Here is an 18788-nt window from a genome sequence, read left to right on the forward strand (position 1 = left end):
GTCGCGTCATCGGAAGTCAGCTCCCTCCCTCCTTGTGGGGGAGGGCTGGGGAGGGGGGTACTCCGGGCGAGACCGCCGTTGTGGGCCCCCTCCCCCAGCCCCTCCCCACAAGGGGGAGGGGAGCGCACCGGGAATGCGGCGCGGTCCTCGATCCAAGCGGACTAACTGACCATGGCCACCGCCACCACAGCCAACCCCACCATGAGCGCGCCGGCGGCGCCGTCCGACCGCATCGCGCCGCGGCGTCTGATCGCGTTCCTGATCATGGTGTTCGGCATGTTCATGTCGATCCTGGACATCCAGATCGTGTCGGCGTCGCTGACCGAGATCCAGGCGGGACTGTCGGCGAGCTCCAGCGAAGTGTCGTGGGTGCAGACCGCCTATCTGATCGCCGAGGTGATCGCGATTCCGTTGTCCGGCTTCCTGTCGCGCGCGCTCGGCACGCGGCTGTTGTTCGCGATCTCGGCGGCGGGCTTCACCATCTCCAGCTTCCTGTGCGGCTTCGCCTCCTCGATCGAGCAGATGATCCTGTGGCGCGCGCTGCAGGGCTTCCTCGGCGCCGGCATGATCCCGACCGTGTTCGCCTCGGCCTACACGGTGTTTCCGCGCACCAAATTCCACATCGTCGGTCCGATCATCGGGCTCGTCGCCACGTTGGCGCCGACGGTGGGCCCGACCGTCGGCGGCTACATCACCGACGCGATGTCCTGGCACTGGCTGTTCTTCGTCAACATCCCGCCGGGCATCCTGATCACGATCGGCGTGCTGGCGCTGGTCGATTTCGACGAGCCGCATTTCGAGCTGCTCGACCGGTTCGACTGGTGGGGCCTGTTGTTCATGGCCGGCTTCCTCGGCTCGCTGGAATACGTGCTGGAGGAGGGGCCGCAATATGAATGGCTGCAGGACACCTCGGTCGCGATCTTCGCCGCGGTCTGCGCGGTCTCGGCGGTGTGCTTCTTCTGGCGGGTGCTGACGGCGGACGAGCCGATCGTCGACCTCTTCGCGTTCGGCAACCGCAACTTCGCGGTCGGCTGCCTGCTGCAGTTCTGCATCGGCATCGGCCTCTATGGCCTGACCTACATCTATCCGCGCTATCTCGCCGAGGTCCGCGGCTACAGTGCGCTGATGATCGGCGAGACGATGTTCGTTTCCGGCGTCACCATGTTCCTGATGGCGCCGGTGGTCGGTCGGCTGATGCTGAAGGTCGACATGCGCCTGATGATCGCGTTCGGCCTCGTGATCTTCGCGATCGGCTCCTACCAGATGACCGGCATCACCCGCGACTACGATTTCTGGGAGCTGTTCCTGCCGCAGGTTCTGCGCGGCGTCGGCATGATGTTCGCGATGGTGCCGACCAACAACATCGCGCTCGGCACGCTCGCGCCCGACCGGGTCAAGAACGCCTCCGGCCTGTTCAACCTGATGCGCAATCTCGGCGGCGCCGTCGGCCTTGCCGTGATCAACCAGGTGCTGAACGATCGCACCGACCTGCACATCTCCCGCCTGCACGAGCGCGTCAACTGGGGCAACGCCACTGCGGTGGAGACCCTCAACATGCTGCAGCAGAAGCTGCAGGGGATGGGCGACTCGGCCTTGATGGCGATGAAGCAGCTCTCGCAGATCGTGCATCGGCAGGCCGTCGTGATGGGCTATGGCGATGCGTTCTTCATGCTGACCTGCTTCTACATCGCGCTCAGCTTCATGGTGATGCTGCTCAACAAGCCGAGCTCGCCGATGGCGGGCGGCGGCGACGCACATTGACGTGAGCGGCCCGCGGGGGCCTGCGGGTTGCCAAATCATACCCTCGATGGTATGGAACAAGAATTGTCGCTCGAACCGGGGAGATTTGCATGACTGAATCGCATCTGCAGATCGCGTGCACCCGCTCGATGCCTGTTCTGGTGTTCGGCCGCTCGCTTTGAGCACCATCGCCTAACTTCCCAACGCCTGATTACTCATCCGCAGATCGCGCGCCGCGTCGCGTCTGCACTATTTGGAGCCGGCTGGCGCTGCGAGCGCGGCCGGATGATGCCATGACCGTCGACGTCTCCGGCCTGAAGGCCGACAAGCGTCCCGCCGCGATCCGCGTCGTGATGCCGTTCGTGTTCCGCCACTGGCGGAAGCAGCCGCGCATGACCCTCGGCATTGCATGCGCGCTGCTGGGCGCCACCGCCGCCGACCTGTTCATGCCGGTGTTCTCCGGCAAGCTCGTCGATGCGCTGACGCTCGGCCCGGCAAACGGCGATGCGCGACATGCCGCGCTGGTGGCATTCGCCGGCATCGTCGCGCTGGGCTTCGCCTCGATCGTGCTGCGATTGTCGGGCCTGCAACTGATCGTGCCGTTCACCCTGCGCATCATGTCCGACGTGGCGCGCGACGCCTTCGTGCGCGTGCAGCGGTTCTCGACCGACTGGCACGCCAACAGTTTCGCCGGCTCCACGGTGCGCAAGATCACCCGGGGAATGTGGGCGCTCGACCTCTACAACGACACTATCCTGCTGGCCCTGCTGCCGTCGCTGTCGGTGCTGCTGGGCTCGATGGTGCTGCTCGGCCTGCATTGGGGCGCGCTGGGTGGGGTCATCGCCGTCGGCGCGGTGCTGTACGTCGCGATGACGGTGGCGTTCTCGACCCGGTACATCGCGCCCGCGGCGCGCATCTCCAATGCCTGGGACACCAAGGTCGGCGGCACCCTGGCGGACGCGCTGAGCTGCAATGCGGTGGTGAAGTCGTTCGGCGCCGAGGCGCGCGAGGACTCCAGGCTGATGCGCGTCGTCAGCCGCTGGTCCCGGCGCGTCAACCGCACCTGGCTGCGCTACAACACCACGGCTGCGGTGCAGCTCGGCGTGCTCTTGTGCCTGCGCTCCTCGGTGATCGGCGGCGCCGTCCTGCTGTGGATGGCGGGCAGGGCCTCGCCGGGCGACGTCACCTATGTGCTGACCAGCTACTATGTGATCCATGCCTATCTGCGCGACGTCGGCATGCACATCAACAACTTGCAGCGTGCGGTCAACGACATGGACGAGCTGGTGGCGATCCATGGCGAGCCGATCGGCATCGTCGATGCCGCCGATGCCAGGCCGATCGCCGTGACGGGCGGCCACATCGTGTTTGATGCGGTGACGTTCCATTATGGCGGCCATCGTGCGCCGCTGTACGATCGGCTGTCGGTGGACATCCGGCCGGGCGAACGGATCGGCCTCGTCGGGCGCTCCGGCTCCGGCAAGACGACCTTCGTCAAGCTGGTACAGCGGCTGTACGACGTGAGCGGCGGCCGGATCCTGATCGACGGGCAGGACATCGCCCATGCCAAGCAGGACTCGCTGCGCAGCCAGATCGCGATCGTGCAGCAGGAGCCGATCCTGTTCCACCGCTCGCTGGCCGAGAACATCGCCTATGGCCGGCCGGGCGCCAGCCAGGCGGAGATCGAGCAGGCGGCGCGGCTTGCGAACGCGCATGAGTTCATCACGCGGCTGCCGAAGGGCTACGGTACGCTCGTCGGCGAGCGCGGCGTCAAGCTGTCGGGCGGCGAGCGGCAGCGGGTGGCGCTGGCGCGCGCGTTCCTGGCGGATGCGCGCGTGCTGATCCTGGACGAGGCGACCTCGAGCCTGGATTCGGAATCGGAGGCGCTGATCCAGGAGGCGATGGAGCGGCTGATGAAGGGCAGGACCGCGATCGTGATCGCGCATCGGCTGGCAACTGTGCGCAGCCTCGACCGCATCCTGGTGTTCGATCGTGGCCGCATCGTCGAGCAGGGCAGCCACGCCGCGCTGGTCGGCAAGCCTGGCGGACTCTATCGCAGCCTGTTCGAGCGGCAGGCCATCGAGTTCGGCCAGCTCTCGGCGGCGGGATAACACAAATGGTGAGGGGCCCGGCGCTGTCGGCGCCGAGCCCCTCATGAACATATCAGCCGGCCTGTAAGCCGGGTTCTGTAGGGCACCGCCACACTTGCGCATGACGATACGCGACGGCCATTCCTCTGGGATCGCGCTTGCGCGTGACCTCGGGCAACCTACCCGGACGGCGAGCCTGACATCGCTCCCGCGGACGTCATCGCCTGACACAAAGTGCCTGGGCGATTGTCTCCGCGTGGCCGTCCCTATTCGGTTTTGCTCCCGGTGGGGTTTACCATGCCGGTTCCGTTGCCGGCCCCGCGGTGCGCTCTTACCGCACCTTTTCACCCTTACTTGCCTCCCTCGCGGGAGGAAGCGGTTCGTTCTCTGTGGCACTGTCCCTGGGGTCGCCCCCGCCGGACGTTATCCGGCACCGCATGTCGATGGAGCCCGGACTTTCCTCCCCGGCGGCCTTTCGGCGCTTGCCGGAGCGGCCGTCCGGCCGACTGATGCGGCCTGAATGGGGCTTTCCGAGCAGCACGTCAAGCCATCGCCATGCCGGCGAAAAATATTATCCTTCGCGTGTCGTTCCATGTCGGCGCCGTTCGACTGGATGTCGGCGATCCAGCCGAACATGAGGAGCAAGTCCGATGCAGTATCTGTTGATGATCTATCTGAACGAGGTCGAATACGCGAAGATGGAGAAGGCGGCCGAAGGCAAGATGCTGGCGGAATATCAGGCCTTCACCCAGTCCATCATCTCGAGCGGCAACTACAAGGGCGGCGATCGGCTGCAGCCGACCACGACGTCGACCACCGTGCGGGTGCGGGACGGCAAGATCCTCACCACCGATGGTCCGTTCGCCGAGACCCGCGAGCAGCTCGGCGGCTACTACATGATCGAGGCCAAGAATCTCGACGAGGCGATCGGGATTGCCGCGCGGATTCCCGGCGCCCGGCTCGGCTCGATCGAGGTGCGGCCGGTCTGGCAATACAATCATTGAGACCGGTGCGGCTCGCTGCCGAGAAGGTCACCGATGACGCCCGATGCGATCGACAAGGTGTTCCGCGATGAGGCCGGCCGCGCACTCGCGACCTTGATCCGGCTCGTCGGTGACTTCGATCTGGCCGAGGACGTGCTGCAGGATGCGTTCGCTGCGGCGCTGCTCAAATGGCGGGGGTCCGACGCTCCCGCCAACCCGCGGGCGTGGCTGGTCAATGTCGCCCGCAACAAGGCCATCGACCGCATCCGGCGGCGGAGCAATTTTCGCGACAAGGAGGCGGAGATCGTTCATGCGATCGAGCGTGATGCCGCCAACGACGACGCCGACGCGCCGGCCGATCTCGACGACGACATGCTGCGGCTGATCTTCATCTGCTGCCATCCGTCGTTCGCGCCGGAGGTCCAGGTCGCGCTGACGCTGCGCACGGTCTGCGGCCTCACCACCGCCGAGGTCGCCCGCGCTTTTGTCACCGGCGAGGAGGCGATGGCGCAGCGCCTGGTCCGCGCCAAGCAGAAGATCCGCCTTGCCGGCATTCCCTACGAGGTTCCGGGACGCGAGGCGCTCGAGGAGCGGCTGCGCGGCGTCCTGACCGTGATCTATCTGGTGTTCACCGAGGGCTATCTCGCGACCTCCGGCACGGAGCTGATTCGCGAGGATCTCGCGCGCGAGGCGATCCGGCTGGGTCGGCTGCTGCTTGGCTTGATGCCGGAGGCGCGCGACATCAAGGGCCTGCTCGCGTTGATGCTGCTGCACGATGCGCGGCGCGCCGGCCGAACCGATGCGGCGGGCGACATCGTCCTGCTGGAGGAGCAGGACCGCTCGCTGTGGAATCGCGAGCAGATCGCCGAAGGGCTGGGGCTGGTCGAACAGGCGCTGGGCATGAAGGGGCTGCCGCAGTCCTACACGGTCCAGGCGGCGATCGCCGCGCTTCATGCCCAGGCGTCCAGTTACGCTGAAACGGACTGGCGGCAGATCGTGGGCCTCTACGAGGTTCTGCTGCGGATCGCACCATCGCCGGTGATCGAGCTCAATCATGCAGCCGCTGTCTCGATGGTCGACGGCCCGGCGCGGGCGCTGGCGCTGGTCGATGCGCTGGCCGCCCGTGGCGGATTGAAGCAGTACGATCTGCTGCCGGCAGTGCGGGCGGACCTCCTGCGGCGGCTCGGCCGGCGCGACGAGGCAAGCGCGGCCTATCGCGAGGCGAGCGCAGCGACGCAGCTCGCGCCGCTCAGGCGTCTCTATGCACGCCGGCTCGGGGAACTCGACGCGGAGGCCTGACGCGTCAGGCGCGCGGCGCCTGATCCTCGGCCGGAAGGCTCGTCAGCAGCGCATGCAGCGTCCACAAGGTCGAGCGGTCGGCGATGCCGTCGATCTTTTCGGGGCGGAAGTGTCGCTGGAACGCCGTGACCACATCCATGGTGATGCCGTCGAATTTGCCGGTGATCGGCACGCCATAGCCGTATTTGGCGAGCGCCTTCTGCAGGCCCTTGACGTCGTCGCCGATGCTGCCGAGCTTCAGCGTCTCGCCCTTGGTGATCGCCGCCGGCTGCACCCAATGGCCGACGCCGGAATTCGCCAGCGAATGCCACGGAAATTTCTCGCCCGGATCCTTCTTGCGCGCGGGCGCGACGTCGGAATGCCCGAGCACGCGATGCGCCGGGACGTTGCGGCGGAGCATGATGCCCCGGCACAGCGCGATCACCGCCGCGATCTGCCGCGGTGGGAAATCCGGATAGCCCCAATCGTGGCCGCGATTGACGATCTCGACGCCGATCGAGCAGGAATTGATGTCCTCCTCGCCGCCCCATGACGAGAGACCCGCGTGCCATGCGCGCAAGGCCTCCGGCACGCACTGGACGATGCGTCCGTCCTCGAGCACGACGTAATGCGCGGAGACCTCGCTGCCGGCGGTACACAGCTTGGTGATCGCCCCTTCGACATCCGGCATGCCGGTGTAGTGCAGAATGATCATGTCCGGCTGGCGCCCGCCCTTGCGCTCGCCGAAATTGGCCGACGGGATGACGTCGGAGGCGACCGACGAGTCCGGCGTAAAGACCGGCAGGTCGGCAACGCCTTTGGGGATCGGCAGCGCACGAGAACGCTTCGATTCCGGCTTGTCGGAGGGATTGGGCATGAACGACTCGAAGCGGACGGCGGCGGCGATGGCTCAAACCGGATATGGGCAGGCACTACTCTTTTACATGTCCCAGCCGCAATCGAAATCGCATGCGAGCCCTCGATATTGAGCCGACCGTTGTATCGCGACGGCACGTCCGCCGACCGGAGCGCCGGCTCTGCTTCGCACTCCAAGTGCCTAACATCCGCCACAGACCGTCAACGGTTTGTTAACGCTAAACGCCGTTACTGAGTGGTGAAGAGCCAAGCCGGCTTTCGGGACGGCAAGCCGCCACGATGCAAGGTCCTGCACGGCAGATTACGATCGAAACCGGTTCCGGGGCGCTCCGGCGCCGTGCGATCGCTGTCGGATCGAGGGTCTCGACATGGCCGGATCGTGCTGCTGATGTCGTGACGGCTCCACGGATGACGGAGCGTCCCGAGAGATGGCTTGGCGAGTTGACGGGGCGCGAGGATCGAAGGCGCGATGGGCTCGCTGCCGACCAAAATCAGTCTGAAGCAACGGCGCGCTCGCGGAGCGGCCGCGTGAGTACGGCTGACCAGCGACACGTCCCGGTGCTCGGCCCCGAAGCGGTCGAGATGCTGGCGCCGCGCGACGGCGGAACCTACGTCGATGCGACCTTTGGCGCCGGCGGCTATACGCGCCTGATCCTGGCGACGGCGGGAACACGGGTCATAGGGATCGATCGCGACAGCACTGCAATCGCCGGCGGCGCTGGTCTCCTCGCCGAAGCGGGCGATCGCCTGAAACTGGTCGAGAACCGCTTCTCGGCATTGGCCGACATCTGTGCATCGCAAGGCCTCACGCATGTCGACGGCGTCGTGATGGATGTCGGCGTCTCCTCGATGCAGCTCGACTCCGCCGCGCGCGGCTTCTCGTTCAGGTTCGACGGCCCGCTCGACATGCGGATGGGCGGCACGGGACCGACGGCCGCCGATGTCGTCGCCCACGCTGCCGAGCGCGCTCTGGCCGACGTCATCTATATCTTTGGCGAAGAGCGGCACTCGCGCGCCGTGGCGCGGGCCATCGTGGCCGCGCGCAAGGAACAGCCGGTCACGACGACGCGGCAGCTTGCCGACATCGTCGCGCGCGTGGTGAGATCCAAGCCTGGCGACATCCATCCGGCGACGCGCACGTTCCAGGCGTTGCGCATTCTCGTCAACGAGGAGCTGGACGAGCTCGAACAGGCGCTGTCGGCCGCGGAGCGCGTGTTGGCACCGGGCGGCCGGCTGGCGGTCGTCTCGTTCCATTCGCTCGAGGACCGCATCGTCAAGACGTTCCTCGCCGAGCGCAGCAGAACCGGCGGCGGCTCGCGCCATTTGCCCGAGATCGCGCAGGAGGCACCGAGCTTCCAACTGCTCAACCGCAAGCCGGTCGTGGCCGCGGAGGCCGAGACCGACGCCAATCCGCGGGCGCGGTCCGCCAAGCTGCGCGGTGCCGAGCGTACGGCCGCGCCGGCGCACGCTTCGGCATCTTCTTCGCCCTGGCCGCGCCTGGCCGATGTCCTGCGAGGAGGCTGACCGATGCGCCTCCTGCACCTCGTCGTGATCTGCTCGCTGATCTTCGCGGCGGCCTATGTCTATCGCATCAAGATGGACTCCACGGCACGGGTCGAGCGCGTGCTGCAATTGCGCGCCGAGATCCGCGAGCAGCGCGAGGCCATCGCAGTGTTGCGCGCGGAATGGGCCAAGCTCGACGCGCCGCTGCGGCTGCAAGGGCTGGTCGAGCGGCATCTGCCGCTGAAGCCGCTCAACGCCACGCAATACGACAGCCTGAAGAATCTGCCGGAGCGGCCCCCGCGATTTGCGCGACCGGACAATCCGGATCCGATCGGATCGATGATCGATGCGATCGACGCGATCAACGAAGAGCCCCCCGTGACCGGGTCAGTGCGTCGCCCGGAGGATCAGCAATGACCGATCAGCTTCGGCCCGACGTCAAGCCGCAGGAACCCTGGCGGCAACGTCTGGTGCGCACGCTGCTGTATGGGCGCGATGTCGATCGGACTGCCAAGGCGCGCGCGCGCGTCGGCCTCGCGATCATTGCCTTTGCCGCCGTCTACGCGGTGATCGGCGGCCGCCTCGTGATGTTCGCGATCGGCTCGGATGGTCCGAGCGCGCGGCGCGCCGCGCAGCAGGACGCCATCGCCACCGCGCGCCCCGATATCGTCGACCGCAACGGCGCCGTTCTCGCCACCGACGTGAAGACGCCGAGCCTGTTCGCCGAGCCGCGTCGCCTCATCGACAAGGACGAGGCGATCGAGCTACTGACGGCGACCTTGCCGGATCTCGATACGGGCGAGGTCCGCGACCGACTGATGTCGCGCAAGGGCTTCGTCTGGTTGAAGCGCGAGATGACGCCGAAGCAGCAGCAGGACATTCATCGCCTCGGCCTGCCGGGCATCGGCTTCCTGCGCGAGAACAAGCGTGTCTATCCGACCGGCAACGAGGTGGCGCATCTGATCGGCCTGGTGAACATCGACAACCAGGGCATCGCCGGCATGGAGAAGTGGCTCGACAATCAGGGCCTCGCCGACCTGCATCGCGCCGGCTTCGCCACCGACCGACTGCAGCGGCCGGTTGAACTGTCGGTCGACCTACGCGTCGAGCATGCGCTGCGCGACGAACTGCTCAAGGCCAAGGAGAAGTTCAAGACCAAGGCGGCCTCCGGTCTCGTCGTCAATGTCAGGACCGGCGAGATCATCGCCATGGTGTCGCTGCCGGATTTCGATCCCAACAACCCGAAGGAAGCGCACGATCCAGACCGGATCAACCGCCTGACCACGGGCGTGTACGAGATGGGCTCGACCTTCAAGGCGTTCACCCTCGCGATGGCGCTCGACACCGGCAAGTATGATCTCAACTCGCTGTGGGATGCACGCGGGCCGCTGCACTACGGCAAGTTCGCCATTCACGACGACGAGCCGAAGGGCCGCTTCCTTACCATGAAGGAGGTGTTCACCTTCTCCTCCAACGTCGGCGCCGCCAGGATCGCTTTGACTCAGGGCGTCGAGGGCCACAAGGCATTCCTGCGCAAGATGGGCCAGTTCGACCGGTTGCGCACCGAGTTGCCGGAGAGTGCCTCGCCGATCCTGCCCAAGCGCTGGAGCGAATTGAACACGATCACGATCGCGTTTGGTCACGGCATGGCGGTGGCGCCGCTGCAGGGCGTGATGGGCGTCAGCGCGCTGGTCAATGGCGGCTATCTGATCCCGCCGACCTTCATGAAGCGCACCGAGGCGGAGGCGATGCAGGTCGCCAAGCGCGTGATCAAGCCGGAGACCTCCGAAAAGATGCGCTATCTGATGCGTCTGAACGCCGAGATCGGCACCGCGCGCAAGGCTGACGTGAAGGGCTACTACATCGGCGGCAAGACCGGCACCGCCGAGAAGGTGATCAACGGCCGCTACGCCAAGAAGAAGGTGCTGACCCTCTTCACCGCAGTGATCCCGGCGGACAAGCCAAAATACCAGCTGCTGATCATGCTGGACGAGCCGCAGCCGTTGAAGGAAACCTATGGCTTCATCACCTCGGGCTGGAACGCGGTGCCGACCGCCGGCAACGTGATCTCCCGGATCGGGCCGCTGCTGGGAATCGAGCCCCGGTTCGACCTGCCGCCGTCCGACCGCCAAATTCTTGCGGCATCGCGGCTGACACAGTAAGCCGTCGTCGAATCGCAGGCTTTGGAGCTGCCGCCATCCCCGGGCGGGGCCAGGACTGGCACGGAACCAGGATGAAACTTCACGACCTCCTGGGCGATCAGGCGACGCTCGAGGCTCCCATCGCCGCAGTCGAGATATCCGGCCTCGCCGTCGACAGCCGCGCCGTGCGGCCCGGCGACCTGTTTTTTGCACTTTCCGGCACCAAGACCGATGGTTCCCGCTTCATTGCGGCGGCGATCGCGGCCGGCGCGGTCGCCGTGGCCGGCGCGGCGGGATCTGGAGCAGGGCTGGCCGTTCCATTCATCGCGCTGCCGAACCCGCGGCGGGCGCTCGCGCTGGCTGCGTCGCGGTTCTATCCGCGCCAGCCGGCAACGATTGCCGCCGTCACCGGCACCAGCGGCAAGACGTCGGTCGCCGCCTTCACGCGGCAGATCTGGCAGAAGCTCGGCCACAGCTCGGCCAGCATCGGGACCGTCGGGCTGGTGTCGGACAAGCGCACCGTCTACGGCTCGCTGACGACGCCCGATCCGATCGCGCTGCATCGGCAGATCGACGAGATCACGCAGGACGGCGTCACCCATCTGGCGTTCGAGGCCTCGTCGCACGGGCTCGATCAGTTCAGGCTCGACGGTGTCAGGGTCTCGGCCGGCGGGTTCACGAACCTGTCGCGCGACCACATGGACTATCATCCGGATATCACGCACTACCTCAACGCCAAGCTCAGGCTGTTCCGCGATCTCGTTCCGCCGGGCGGGCCTGCGGTGATCTCGGCCGATCATGAGTGCTCGCCGGAGGTCATCGCTGCGGCGCAGACGCGCGGTCTTCGCCTGATGACGGTGGGGACCCATGGCGATGGCGCGGGCGAGGGCATCCGTCTCGTGGCCGCTGCAATCGACGGCTTTGCGCAGCAGCTCCAGATCCAGCATTGCGGCCGCATGCATGCGGTCCGGCTGCCGCTGGTCGGCGCGTTTCAGATCGAGAATGCGCTGGTCGCAGCGGGCCTTGCGATCGGCACCGGCAGCGATCCGCAGGCCGTGTTCGAAGCGCTCGAGCAGCTCGAGGGCGCCAAGGGCCGGCTTGAGCTGGTCGGCGAGCACAATGGTGCGCCCATCTTCATCGACTACGCGCACAAGCCGGACGCGCTCGCCAAGGCGCTGCATGCACTGCGGCCCTATGCCGCCCGAAAACTCGTCGTCGTGTTCGGCGCCGGCGGCGACCGTGACACCGGCAAGCGTCCCTTGATGGGCGCGATCGCCGCCGAAGAGGCCGACAGCGTCATCATCACCGATGACAATCCGCGCAGCGAGGATCCGGCTGCGATCCGCGCCGCGATCCTGGCGGCCGTACCCGGGGCGCGCGAGATCGGCGACCGGGCGGAGGCGATCCGGGTCGCCATCGGCGAGCTGCAGCTCGGCGATGCGCTCGTGATCGCCGGCAAGGGCCATGAGACCGGACAGATCATCGGCAGCAATATTCTGCATTTCAGCGATCATGAAGCGGTCGCGGACGCGTTGGCATCGAGGACATCATGACGAAGGCGCTGTGGACCGTGGCAGAGGCGGCGCGCGCGCTCGGCCTCACCGGCGACTATCCGGAGACTCGAATCGACTTCGTCACGCAGGACAGCCGCGCGGTGAAGCCCGGCAGCCTGTTCGTGGCGCTGAGCGGCACGCCGAGTGGCGGCTTCGTGTCGAGCTTTGCCTCCAGCCGCGATGGCTGGGAGTTTGCGGCGAACGCCGAAGCGGCTGGCGCGGTGGCGATGATCGTGCCGCACAGGATCGATGGCGTCACCGTGCCGCAGCTCGTGGTGCCGGACACGCTGATCGATGGGCTGTGGGCGCTGGCGCGCGCCGCGCGGGCGCGCTTCCACGGCCCGGTGATCGGGTTGACCGGCAGCGCCGGCAAGACCTCGACCAAGGAATTCATCGCCGCCTATCCCGGCGCGTCCGCGAGTCCGTCCAGCTTCAACAATTTCTGGGGCGTGCCGCTGACGCTGTGCAACGCCGATCCCTCCGCTTCGGTCTGGGTCGTCGAGATGGGCATGAACCAGACAGGCGAGATCGCGCGGTTGACGGAGCTGTCGCAGCCGACGGTGGCGCTGGTCGTCAACGTCCAGCCGGTGCATCTGGAGAAGCTCGGCAGCCTGGAAGCGATCAGGAAAGAGAAGGTCTCGATCGCGCGCGGTCTGCCAGCCGATGGCGTCCTCGTGCTTCCCTCAGATCTCGCGGCGCCGGAATGGACGGGCAAGGTGATCCGCTTCGGCGGCGATGCGGAGGTGCGCGAGCTCTTGCACAACTCGCGCGGCGAAGCCTGGGATGTGATCGCCGATGTCGCCGGTCGTCGCGTCGCATTCGCGCTGACGCCCGGTGCGCCGCATCGCCTGCACAATGCGCTGGCGGCGCTGGCCTCGATCGCAGCGGCCGGGCTCGATCCGGCGCTGCTCGCGCCGACGCTCGGCCATGTCGGCATCATGACGGGCCGTGGCGTCGAGCAGACCGTCGGCGACATCGTTCTCATCGACGACAGCTTCAACGGCAATCCGGCCAGCATGGCGGCAGCGCTCGACAGTCTGCAGGCGCGACCGGTGCGGGGGCGGCGCATCGCCGTGATTGGCGACATGCTCGAGCTCGGCGCCGAGGCGCCGGCCTATCATCAGGGGATGGTGGCTCATCTCGCCGGGGTCGATGGCGTCTATTGCGTCGGTCCGCTGATGCGTCACCTGTTCGACAGCCTGCCGCACGCAAAGCGGCTCGGCTGGCACGAGGATCCGGTGACGCTGGATCCCGGCCGGGTCGCGGCGCTGCTGGCGCCGGGCGACGTCGTCGTCATCAAGGGCAGCAAGAAGATCTTCTGGGTCAACAAGTTCGTGTCGAAGCTCGCCGCGGCGCTGCAGCGGCCCGCTTGAAAATCGGGCGATATCGCGGCGCGGCAGAACGATATTTTCCACTGGCGGTCGAAGCGATCGTGCCGGACGGGTCTTTCCGCCGGCCTATGATTCGCACCCGGCCCCGATCATGGTTAAAAGAGGCTGGACCGGATTCGCGAGCGAATCCGTGTTCGCGGTCTCGGTGAGGCGGCATAGGCGGGTTGGATGTTCTACTGGTTGATCGAGCTGACGAATACGTTTCCGAGCCTGTCCGTGTTTCGCGGATTGCTGAACGTGTTCCGCTACATCACGTTCCGTACGGGCGGCGCGGTCGTCACCGGGGCGCTGTTCGTGTTCCTGTTCGGGCCGTGGATCATCGATCATCTGCGCCTGCGCCAGGGCAAGGGCCAGCCGATCCGCACCGACGGCCCGCAATCGCACATCATCAGCAAGAAGGGCACGCCCACGATGGGCGGCCTGATGATCCTGTCGGGCCTCGTCGTCTCCACCGTGCTGTGGGCCAATCCGCTCAACCCCTACGTCTGGATCGTGCTCGCGGTGACGCTCGGCTTCGGCTTCGTCGGCTTCTATGACGACTATCTGAAGGTGACCAAACAGTCGCATTCCGGCTTTGCCGGCAGACTGCGTCTGCTGATCGAGGCTGCGATCGCGCTGGTCGCCTGTTATGCGCTGGTGCGGCTCGGGCGCGATCCGTCCGCGACCGGGCTTGCCATTCCGTTCTTCAAGGAACTCGTCATCAAGTTCGGCTGGCTCTACGTCATCTTCGGCGCGTTCGTCATCGTCGGCGCCGGCAATGCCGTCAACCTGACCGATGGACTCGACGGCCTGGCCATCGTCCCGGTGATGATCGCCTCCGCCAGCTTCGGTCTGATCGCCTATCTCGCCGGCAACGCGGTGTTTTCCGATTACCTGCAGATCCATTATGTCGCGGGCACTGGCGAGCTTGCCGTGCTGTGCGGCGCGGTGCTCGGCGCGGGCCTCGGCTTCCTCTGGTTCAACGCCCCGCCGGCGTCGATCTTCATGGGTGACACCGGCTCGCTGGCCCTCGGCGGCATGCTCGGATCGATCGCGGTCGCGGTGAAGCACGAGATCGTGCTGGCGGTCATCGGCGGCCTGTTCGTGCTGGAGGCCGTGTCGGTGATCGTGCAGGTGGCCTCGTTCAAGCTGACCGGCAAGCGCATCTTCAAGATGGCGCCGATCCACCATCATTTCGAGCAGCTCGGCTGGACCGAGCCGCAGATCGTGATCCGGTTCTGGATCATCTCGGTGATGCTGGCCCTGGTCGGTCTCTCGACCTTGAAGCTGCGCTGACATGATCCCCGTTACCTCATTTGCCGGCAAGACCGTCGCCGTGTTCGGGCTCGGCGGCTCGGGGCTGGCCTCGTGTCATGCTCTGCGGGCCGGCGGGGCCGAGGTGATCGCGGCCGACGACGGCGCCGATCGGATGACGGAAGCGGCGAAGGCAGGCTTCATCACCGCCGATCTGCGCACCGTCTCCTGGGCGAACTTCGCCGCGCTGGTGCTGGCGCCCGGCGTGCCGCTGACCCATCCGGTCCCGCATTGGAGCGTGTTGAAGGCGCGCGAGGCCGGGGTCGAGGTGATCGGCGACATCGAGCTGTTCTGCCGCGAGCGCAGGCGGCACGCGCCGGATGCGCCATTCGTCGCGATCACCGGTACCAATGGCAAGTCGACCACGACGGCGCTGATCGCGCATCTGATGCGCGTCGCCGGCTACGATACCCAGATGGGCGGCAATATCGGCACCGCGATCCTGTCGCTGGAGCCGCCGCGCATGGGCCGCGTCCACGTGATCGAGATGTCGTCCTACCAGATCGACCTGACGCCGTCGCTCGATCCGGGCGTCGGCATCCTGCTCAATGTCAGCGAGGACCATATCGACCGCCACGGCACGATCGAGAACTATGCGGCGGTGAAGGAGCGGCTGGTGGCGGGTGTCCAGTCCAAAGGCACTGCGATCGTCGGTGTCGACGACGGTTTTTCGCGGGCGATCGCCGATCGGCTCGACCGGGGCGGCAAGCGCGTCGTGCGCATCTCGGTGAAGAACCCGCTGGCGGATGGGCTGTACGTCGAGCACGAGACGATCGAGCGCAGCGCGGGGGGCGCGCGCAGCGAGGTCGCACGTCTCGGTGGCATCGGCTCGCTGCGCGGTCAACACAACGCCCAGAACGCCGCCTGCGCCGCCGCTGCCGCGCTCGCGATCGGGGTCAGGGAGGATGTGCTGCAGCAGGGGCTGCGCAGCTTCCCAGGTCTGGCGCACCGCATGGAGCAGGTCGGCCGCCGCGGCAACGTGCTGTTCGTGAACGACTCCAAGGGCACCAACGCAGATGCGACCGCGCATGCGCTGTCGTCCTTTGCCGACATCTTCTGGATCGCCGGGGGCAAGCCCAAGGCGGGCGGCATCACCAGCCTCGCCGGCTTCTTCCCGCGCATTCGCAAGGCCTATCTGATCGGCGAGGCGGCTTCCGAGTTCGCCGGAACGCTTGGCGACAAGGTGCCGCACGAGATGTCCGGCACGCTGGAGGTCGCGGTCGCGCAGGCTGCCGCCGATGCGGAGGCCTCGGGATTAAAGGATGCCGTCGTGCTGCTGTCGCCGGCCTGCGCTTCCTTCGATCAGTTCCGCAACTTCGAAATCCGCGGCACGCATTTCCGCGACCTGGTGCAGGCGCTGCCGGGTGTGGAGCGGGTTGTCTAGGCCGCAAACACCGCTGTCGTCCCGGCGAACGCCGGGACCCATACCCGCAGGGAGCAGCTTGAGGCACGCCGGCCATTGGCTCTTTGCCCATCACGACGGCTACGGCGTATGGGTCCCGGATCGGCGCCGCGACGCGCTGGCGCGCGCCACGGCTTGTCCGGGACGACAGTTGAGAGGCCCTTAACCCTTCGATAACCATCCTGAGCGCCAATGGGCCGATGTCTCGGCTCAGGTGGACGCCCGATGCTCTCCCGTGAAGAACGCAATCCGCTGTCCGACTGGTGGTGGACGGTCGACAAGCCGCTGCTCGGCTCCATCCTCGCGCTGATGCTGTGCGGGGTGATCCTGTCGCTCGCGGCCAGCCCGCCGGTGGCGACCCGGATCGGGCTCGATCCGTTCCACTTCTTCAATCGCCACGTCCTGTTCCTGCTGCCGTCCTTCATCGTTCTGATCGGCGTCTCCTTCCTGTCGCCGCGCCAGATTCGGCGCAGCGCGCTGGTGGTGTTCACGATCGCCATCGTGCTGATCGTGCTGACGCTCGCGATCGGCCCGGAGGTGAAGGGCTCGCGGCGCTGGATCACGCTGATCGGCGTCAACATCCAGGCGTCCGAGGCGGCGAAGCCGGCCTTCGTCGTCGTTTCCGCCTGGTTGTTCTCGGAATCCGCGCGGCGACCCGACATGCCGGCGACCACCATGGCGCTGGTGCTGCTGCTGATGCTGGTGTCGCTGTTGGTGATGGAGCCGGATTTCGGACAGACCATGCTGATCCTGATGGTCTGGGGCTCGCTGTTCTTCATCGCCGGCATGCGCATGATCTGGGTCGCGGGTCTCGCGGGCGCCGCCGCCGCCGGCCTGTTCGGGGCCTATCTCCTGGTCCCGCACGTCGCCGGCCGCATCAAGCGCTTCATGAACCCGGCCTCGGGCGACACCTTCCAGGTCGACACCGCGATGGAGGCGTTCTCGAATGGCGGCTGGTTCGGCCTTGGGCCGGGCGAGGGCATCGCCAAGCGCAGCCTGCCGGACAGTCACACCGATTTCGTGTTCGCGGTCGCCGCCGAGGAGTTCGGCATCATCCTGTGCCTGGCGCTGGTCGCGCTGTTTGCGTTCATCGTGATCCGCACGCTGTCGCGCGCCTATGCGACCGAGGACAGCTTCGCGCGCTTCGCAGCGTCGGGCCTCGCGATCCTGTTCGGCATCCAGGCGGCCATCAACATCTCCGTCAACCTGCAGCTGATCCCGGCCAAGGGCATGACCTTGCCCTTCATCTCCTACGGCGGTTCCTCGATCGTGTCGCTCGCCTATGGCGTCGGCATGATGCTGGCGCTGACCCGGCAGCGGCCGCGGATGGAGGTCGAGGCAGGCGACGCAGCCGGCGCGGTGCGCAATTACGCTTGAGGTCGCCTTGCTCGCAATGACGACACATTGCCTGTAAACAAGCCCGCATGACCTCAACCGCGCCTCTCATTCTGCTCGCGGCCGGCGGCACCGGCGGCCATCTGTTTCCTGCTGAAGCGCTCGGCGTCGAGCTGATCAGGCGCGGCTATCGCGTCCGTCTCGTCACCGATGCGCGCGCGCTGCGCTACAGTGGCCTGTTCACCAAGGACATGATCGACGTGGTGCCGAGCGAGACGGTGCGCAGCCGCTCGCCGGTCGCACTCGCGCGGACCGCGCTGCTGCTCGGCACCGGCACCATCGCGGCCTTCAACCTGATGCGGCGGCTCAAGCCCGCGGCCGTGATCGGCTTCGGCGGCTATCCGACCGTGCCGCCGCTGCTGGCGGCACGCCTCGCCGGCGTGCCCAGCCTGATCCACGACGCCAATGCCGTGCTCGGCCGCGCCAACCGCTTCCTGTCCGCGCATGTGAAGGCGATCGCGACCTCGTTGCCGGGTGTGCTCGACCGCGATCCCGCGCTGTCGGCCAAGACGACCACGGTCGGCACCCCGATGCGACCTGCCATCCTCGAAGCCGCGGGCGTGCCCTATGTCCCGCCGGAGACCGCCGGGCCGCTGCGGCTGCTCGTGATCGGCGGCAGCCAGGGCGCGCGCATCATGAGCGACATCGTGCCCGGCGCGATCGAGCGGCTGGAGCCGGCGCTCTGGGGCCGGCTGATGCTGACCCAGCAGGTGCGCCAGGAGGACATGGCGCGGGTGCGCGCGGTCTACGACCGGCTGAAGATCAACGCCGAGCTGCAGCCGTTCTTCACCGACCTGCCGGCGCGGCTCGCCGCCAATCATCTCGTGATCTCGCGCTCAGGCGCCGGTACCGTGGCCGAGCTCGCCGCGATCGGCCGGCCCTCGATCCTGGTGCCGCTGCCCGGCGCCATCGACCAGGACCAGTTCGCCAATGCCGGCGTGCTGTCGGACGCGAGCGCCGCGATCCGGATCGTGCAGACCGAATTCACCTCCGACAGGCTGGCCTCCGAGATCTCGGCGCTCGCCGCCGAGCCCGCGCGCCTCGCCGCCATGGCGCAGGCCGCGCGCGCGGCCGGCCGGCTCGATGCCGCGGAACGTCTGGCCGATCTCGTGATCAGGACGGCGGCGCTCTAGTCGCGCGAGC

General features: G+C 67.1%; 14 protein-coding genes and 1 other RNA gene. 13 read left to right on the forward strand and 2 right to left on the reverse strand.

The window, feature by feature from the left end; translation table 11 throughout:
• Window positions 1–171: 171 nt before the first annotated feature.
• Together QX128_RS06160 and QX128_RS06165 are read left to right on the forward strand one after the other, a co-directional pair.
• Window positions 172–1761 carry a DHA2 family efflux MFS transporter permease subunit gene (locus QX128_RS06160; RefSeq protein WP_316181703.1) on the forward strand — a complete coding sequence of 530 codons (1590 nt, stop codon included), beginning with the start codon at window positions 172–174 and terminating at the stop codon, window positions 1759–1761.
• Window positions 1762–2033: 272 nt separating this feature from the next.
• Window positions 2034–3851 (forward strand): ABC transporter ATP-binding protein, encoded by a 1818-nt coding sequence (locus tag QX128_RS06165; protein WP_316236941.1) that lies wholly within the window; start codon window positions 2034–2036, stop codon window positions 3849–3851.
• A 48-nt stretch (window positions 3852–3899) separates the two neighbouring features.
• Here QX128_RS06165 and rnpB read toward each other — a convergent pair.
• Window positions 3900–4340: RNase P RNA component class A (gene rnpB / locus QX128_RS06170), an RNA gene on the reverse strand.
• Between the two features lie 140 nt (window positions 4341–4480).
• Here rnpB and QX128_RS06175 point away from each other — a divergent pair.
• Window positions 4481–4834, forward strand: a complete 354-nt coding sequence (locus tag QX128_RS06175) for a YciI family protein (RefSeq protein WP_315802106.1) — start codon at window positions 4481–4483, stop codon at window positions 4832–4834.
• 33 nt (window positions 4835–4867) lie between these two features.
• Entirely contained in the window at window positions 4868–6112 is a 1245-nt protein-coding gene (locus tag QX128_RS06180) for an RNA polymerase sigma factor (protein WP_316236942.1), read from the forward strand.
• Between the two features lie 4 nt (window positions 6113–6116).
• Here QX128_RS06180 and QX128_RS06185 read toward each other — a convergent pair whose 3' ends face one another.
• The gene (locus QX128_RS06185) at window positions 6117–6968 is read right to left on the reverse strand and encodes an N-acetylmuramoyl-L-alanine amidase (protein WP_315802108.1); all 852 of its coding nucleotides are present in this window, start codon (window positions 6966–6968) and stop codon (window positions 6117–6119) included.
• Between the two features lie 527 nt (window positions 6969–7495).
• Between QX128_RS06185 and rsmH the strand changes: the two genes are divergently transcribed.
• The 9 genes from rsmH (at window position 7496) to murG (ending at window position 18778) form a co-directional block, all read left to right on the forward strand.
• Entirely contained in the window at window positions 7496–8491 is a 996-nt protein-coding gene (gene rsmH, locus QX128_RS06190) for a 16S rRNA (cytosine(1402)-N(4))-methyltransferase RsmH (RefSeq protein ID WP_316236943.1), read from the forward strand.
• Between the two features lie 3 nt (window positions 8492–8494).
• Window positions 8495–8887, forward strand: coding sequence for a hypothetical protein (locus QX128_RS06195; protein ID WP_315713444.1), 393 nt, complete (start codon window positions 8495–8497; stop codon window positions 8885–8887).
• On the forward strand, window positions 8884–10632 hold the full coding sequence (locus tag QX128_RS06200) for a penicillin-binding protein 2 (protein WP_315802110.1): 1749 nt from the start codon (window positions 8884–8886) through the stop codon (window positions 10630–10632). The genes QX128_RS06195 and QX128_RS06200 overlap by 4 nt, the downstream gene beginning before the upstream one ends.
• Window positions 10633–10703: 71 nt before the next feature.
• Window positions 10704–12164 carry a UDP-N-acetylmuramoyl-L-alanyl-D-glutamate--2,6-diaminopimelate ligase gene (locus QX128_RS06205; protein WP_316236944.1) on the forward strand — a complete coding sequence of 487 codons (1461 nt, stop codon included), beginning with the start codon at window positions 10704–10706 and terminating at the stop codon, window positions 12162–12164.
• A complete protein-coding gene (gene murF / locus QX128_RS06210) occupies window positions 12161–13537 on the forward strand; it encodes a UDP-N-acetylmuramoyl-tripeptide--D-alanyl-D-alanine ligase (protein WP_316236945.1) in 1377 nt (458 codons plus the stop codon). The genes QX128_RS06205 and murF overlap by 4 nt, the downstream gene beginning before the upstream one ends.
• A 186-nt stretch (window positions 13538–13723) precedes the next feature.
• Window positions 13724–14830, forward strand: a complete 1107-nt coding sequence (gene mraY / locus QX128_RS06215; RefSeq protein ID WP_315802113.1) for a phospho-N-acetylmuramoyl-pentapeptide-transferase — start codon at window positions 13724–13726, stop codon at window positions 14828–14830.
• Between the two features lies 1 nt (window position 14831).
• Window positions 14832–16232, forward strand: coding sequence for a UDP-N-acetylmuramoyl-L-alanine--D-glutamate ligase (gene murD / locus QX128_RS06220; protein WP_316236946.1), 1401 nt, complete (start codon window positions 14832–14834; stop codon window positions 16230–16232).
• 243 nt (window positions 16233–16475) lie between these two features.
• Window positions 16476–17627 (forward strand): putative lipid II flippase FtsW, encoded by a 1152-nt coding sequence (gene ftsW, locus QX128_RS06225; protein WP_315802115.1) that lies wholly within the window; start codon window positions 16476–16478, stop codon window positions 17625–17627.
• Between the two features lie 47 nt (window positions 17628–17674).
• Window positions 17675–18778 (forward strand): undecaprenyldiphospho-muramoylpentapeptide beta-N-acetylglucosaminyltransferase, encoded by a 1104-nt coding sequence (gene murG, locus QX128_RS06230; protein ID WP_316236947.1) that lies wholly within the window; start codon window positions 17675–17677, stop codon window positions 18776–18778.
• Window positions 18779–18788: the final 10 nt, after the last annotated feature.

It is taken from the genome of Bradyrhizobium sp. SZCCHNR1015, from assembly GCF_032489875.1.
Taxonomy (GTDB): Bacteria; Pseudomonadota; Alphaproteobacteria; order Rhizobiales; family Xanthobacteraceae; genus Bradyrhizobium.

What these genes read in the sequence shown, in the direction of transcription:
- QX128_RS06180 (WP_316236942.1), top strand. Translation starts at nt 4,868, where the DNA reads ATGACGCCCGATGCGATCGACAAGGTGTTCCGCGATGAGGCCGGCCGC.
- QX128_RS06185 (WP_315802108.1), bottom strand. Translation starts at nt 6,968, where the DNA reads ATGCCCAATCCCTCCGACAAGCCGGAATCGAAGCGTTCTCGTGCGCTG.
- murF (WP_316236945.1), top strand. Translation starts at nt 12,161, where the DNA reads ATGACGAAGGCGCTGTGGACCGTGGCAGAGGCGGCGCGCGCGCTCGGC.
- murD (WP_316236946.1), top strand. Translation starts at nt 14,832, where the DNA reads ATGATCCCCGTTACCTCATTTGCCGGCAAGACCGTCGCCGTGTTCGGG.
- mraY (WP_315802113.1), top strand. Translation starts at nt 13,724, where the DNA reads ATGTTCTACTGGTTGATCGAGCTGACGAATACGTTTCCGAGCCTGTCC.
- QX128_RS06160 (WP_316181703.1), top strand. Translation starts at nt 172, where the DNA reads ATGGCCACCGCCACCACAGCCAACCCCACCATGAGCGCGCCGGCGGCG.
- QX128_RS06205 (WP_316236944.1), top strand. Translation starts at nt 10,704, where the DNA reads ATGAAACTTCACGACCTCCTGGGCGATCAGGCGACGCTCGAGGCTCCC.
- murG (WP_316236947.1), top strand. Translation starts at nt 17,675, where the DNA reads ATGACCTCAACCGCGCCTCTCATTCTGCTCGCGGCCGGCGGCACCGGC.
- QX128_RS06195 (WP_315713444.1), top strand. Translation starts at nt 8,495, where the DNA reads ATGCGCCTCCTGCACCTCGTCGTGATCTGCTCGCTGATCTTCGCGGCG.
- QX128_RS06175 (WP_315802106.1), top strand. Translation starts at nt 4,481, where the DNA reads ATGCAGTATCTGTTGATGATCTATCTGAACGAGGTCGAATACGCGAAG.
- ftsW (WP_315802115.1), top strand. Translation starts at nt 16,476, where the DNA reads ATGCTCTCCCGTGAAGAACGCAATCCGCTGTCCGACTGGTGGTGGACG.
- QX128_RS06165 (WP_316236941.1), top strand. Translation starts at nt 2,034, where the DNA reads ATGACCGTCGACGTCTCCGGCCTGAAGGCCGACAAGCGTCCCGCCGCG.
- QX128_RS06200 (WP_315802110.1), top strand. Translation starts at nt 8,884, where the DNA reads ATGACCGATCAGCTTCGGCCCGACGTCAAGCCGCAGGAACCCTGGCGG.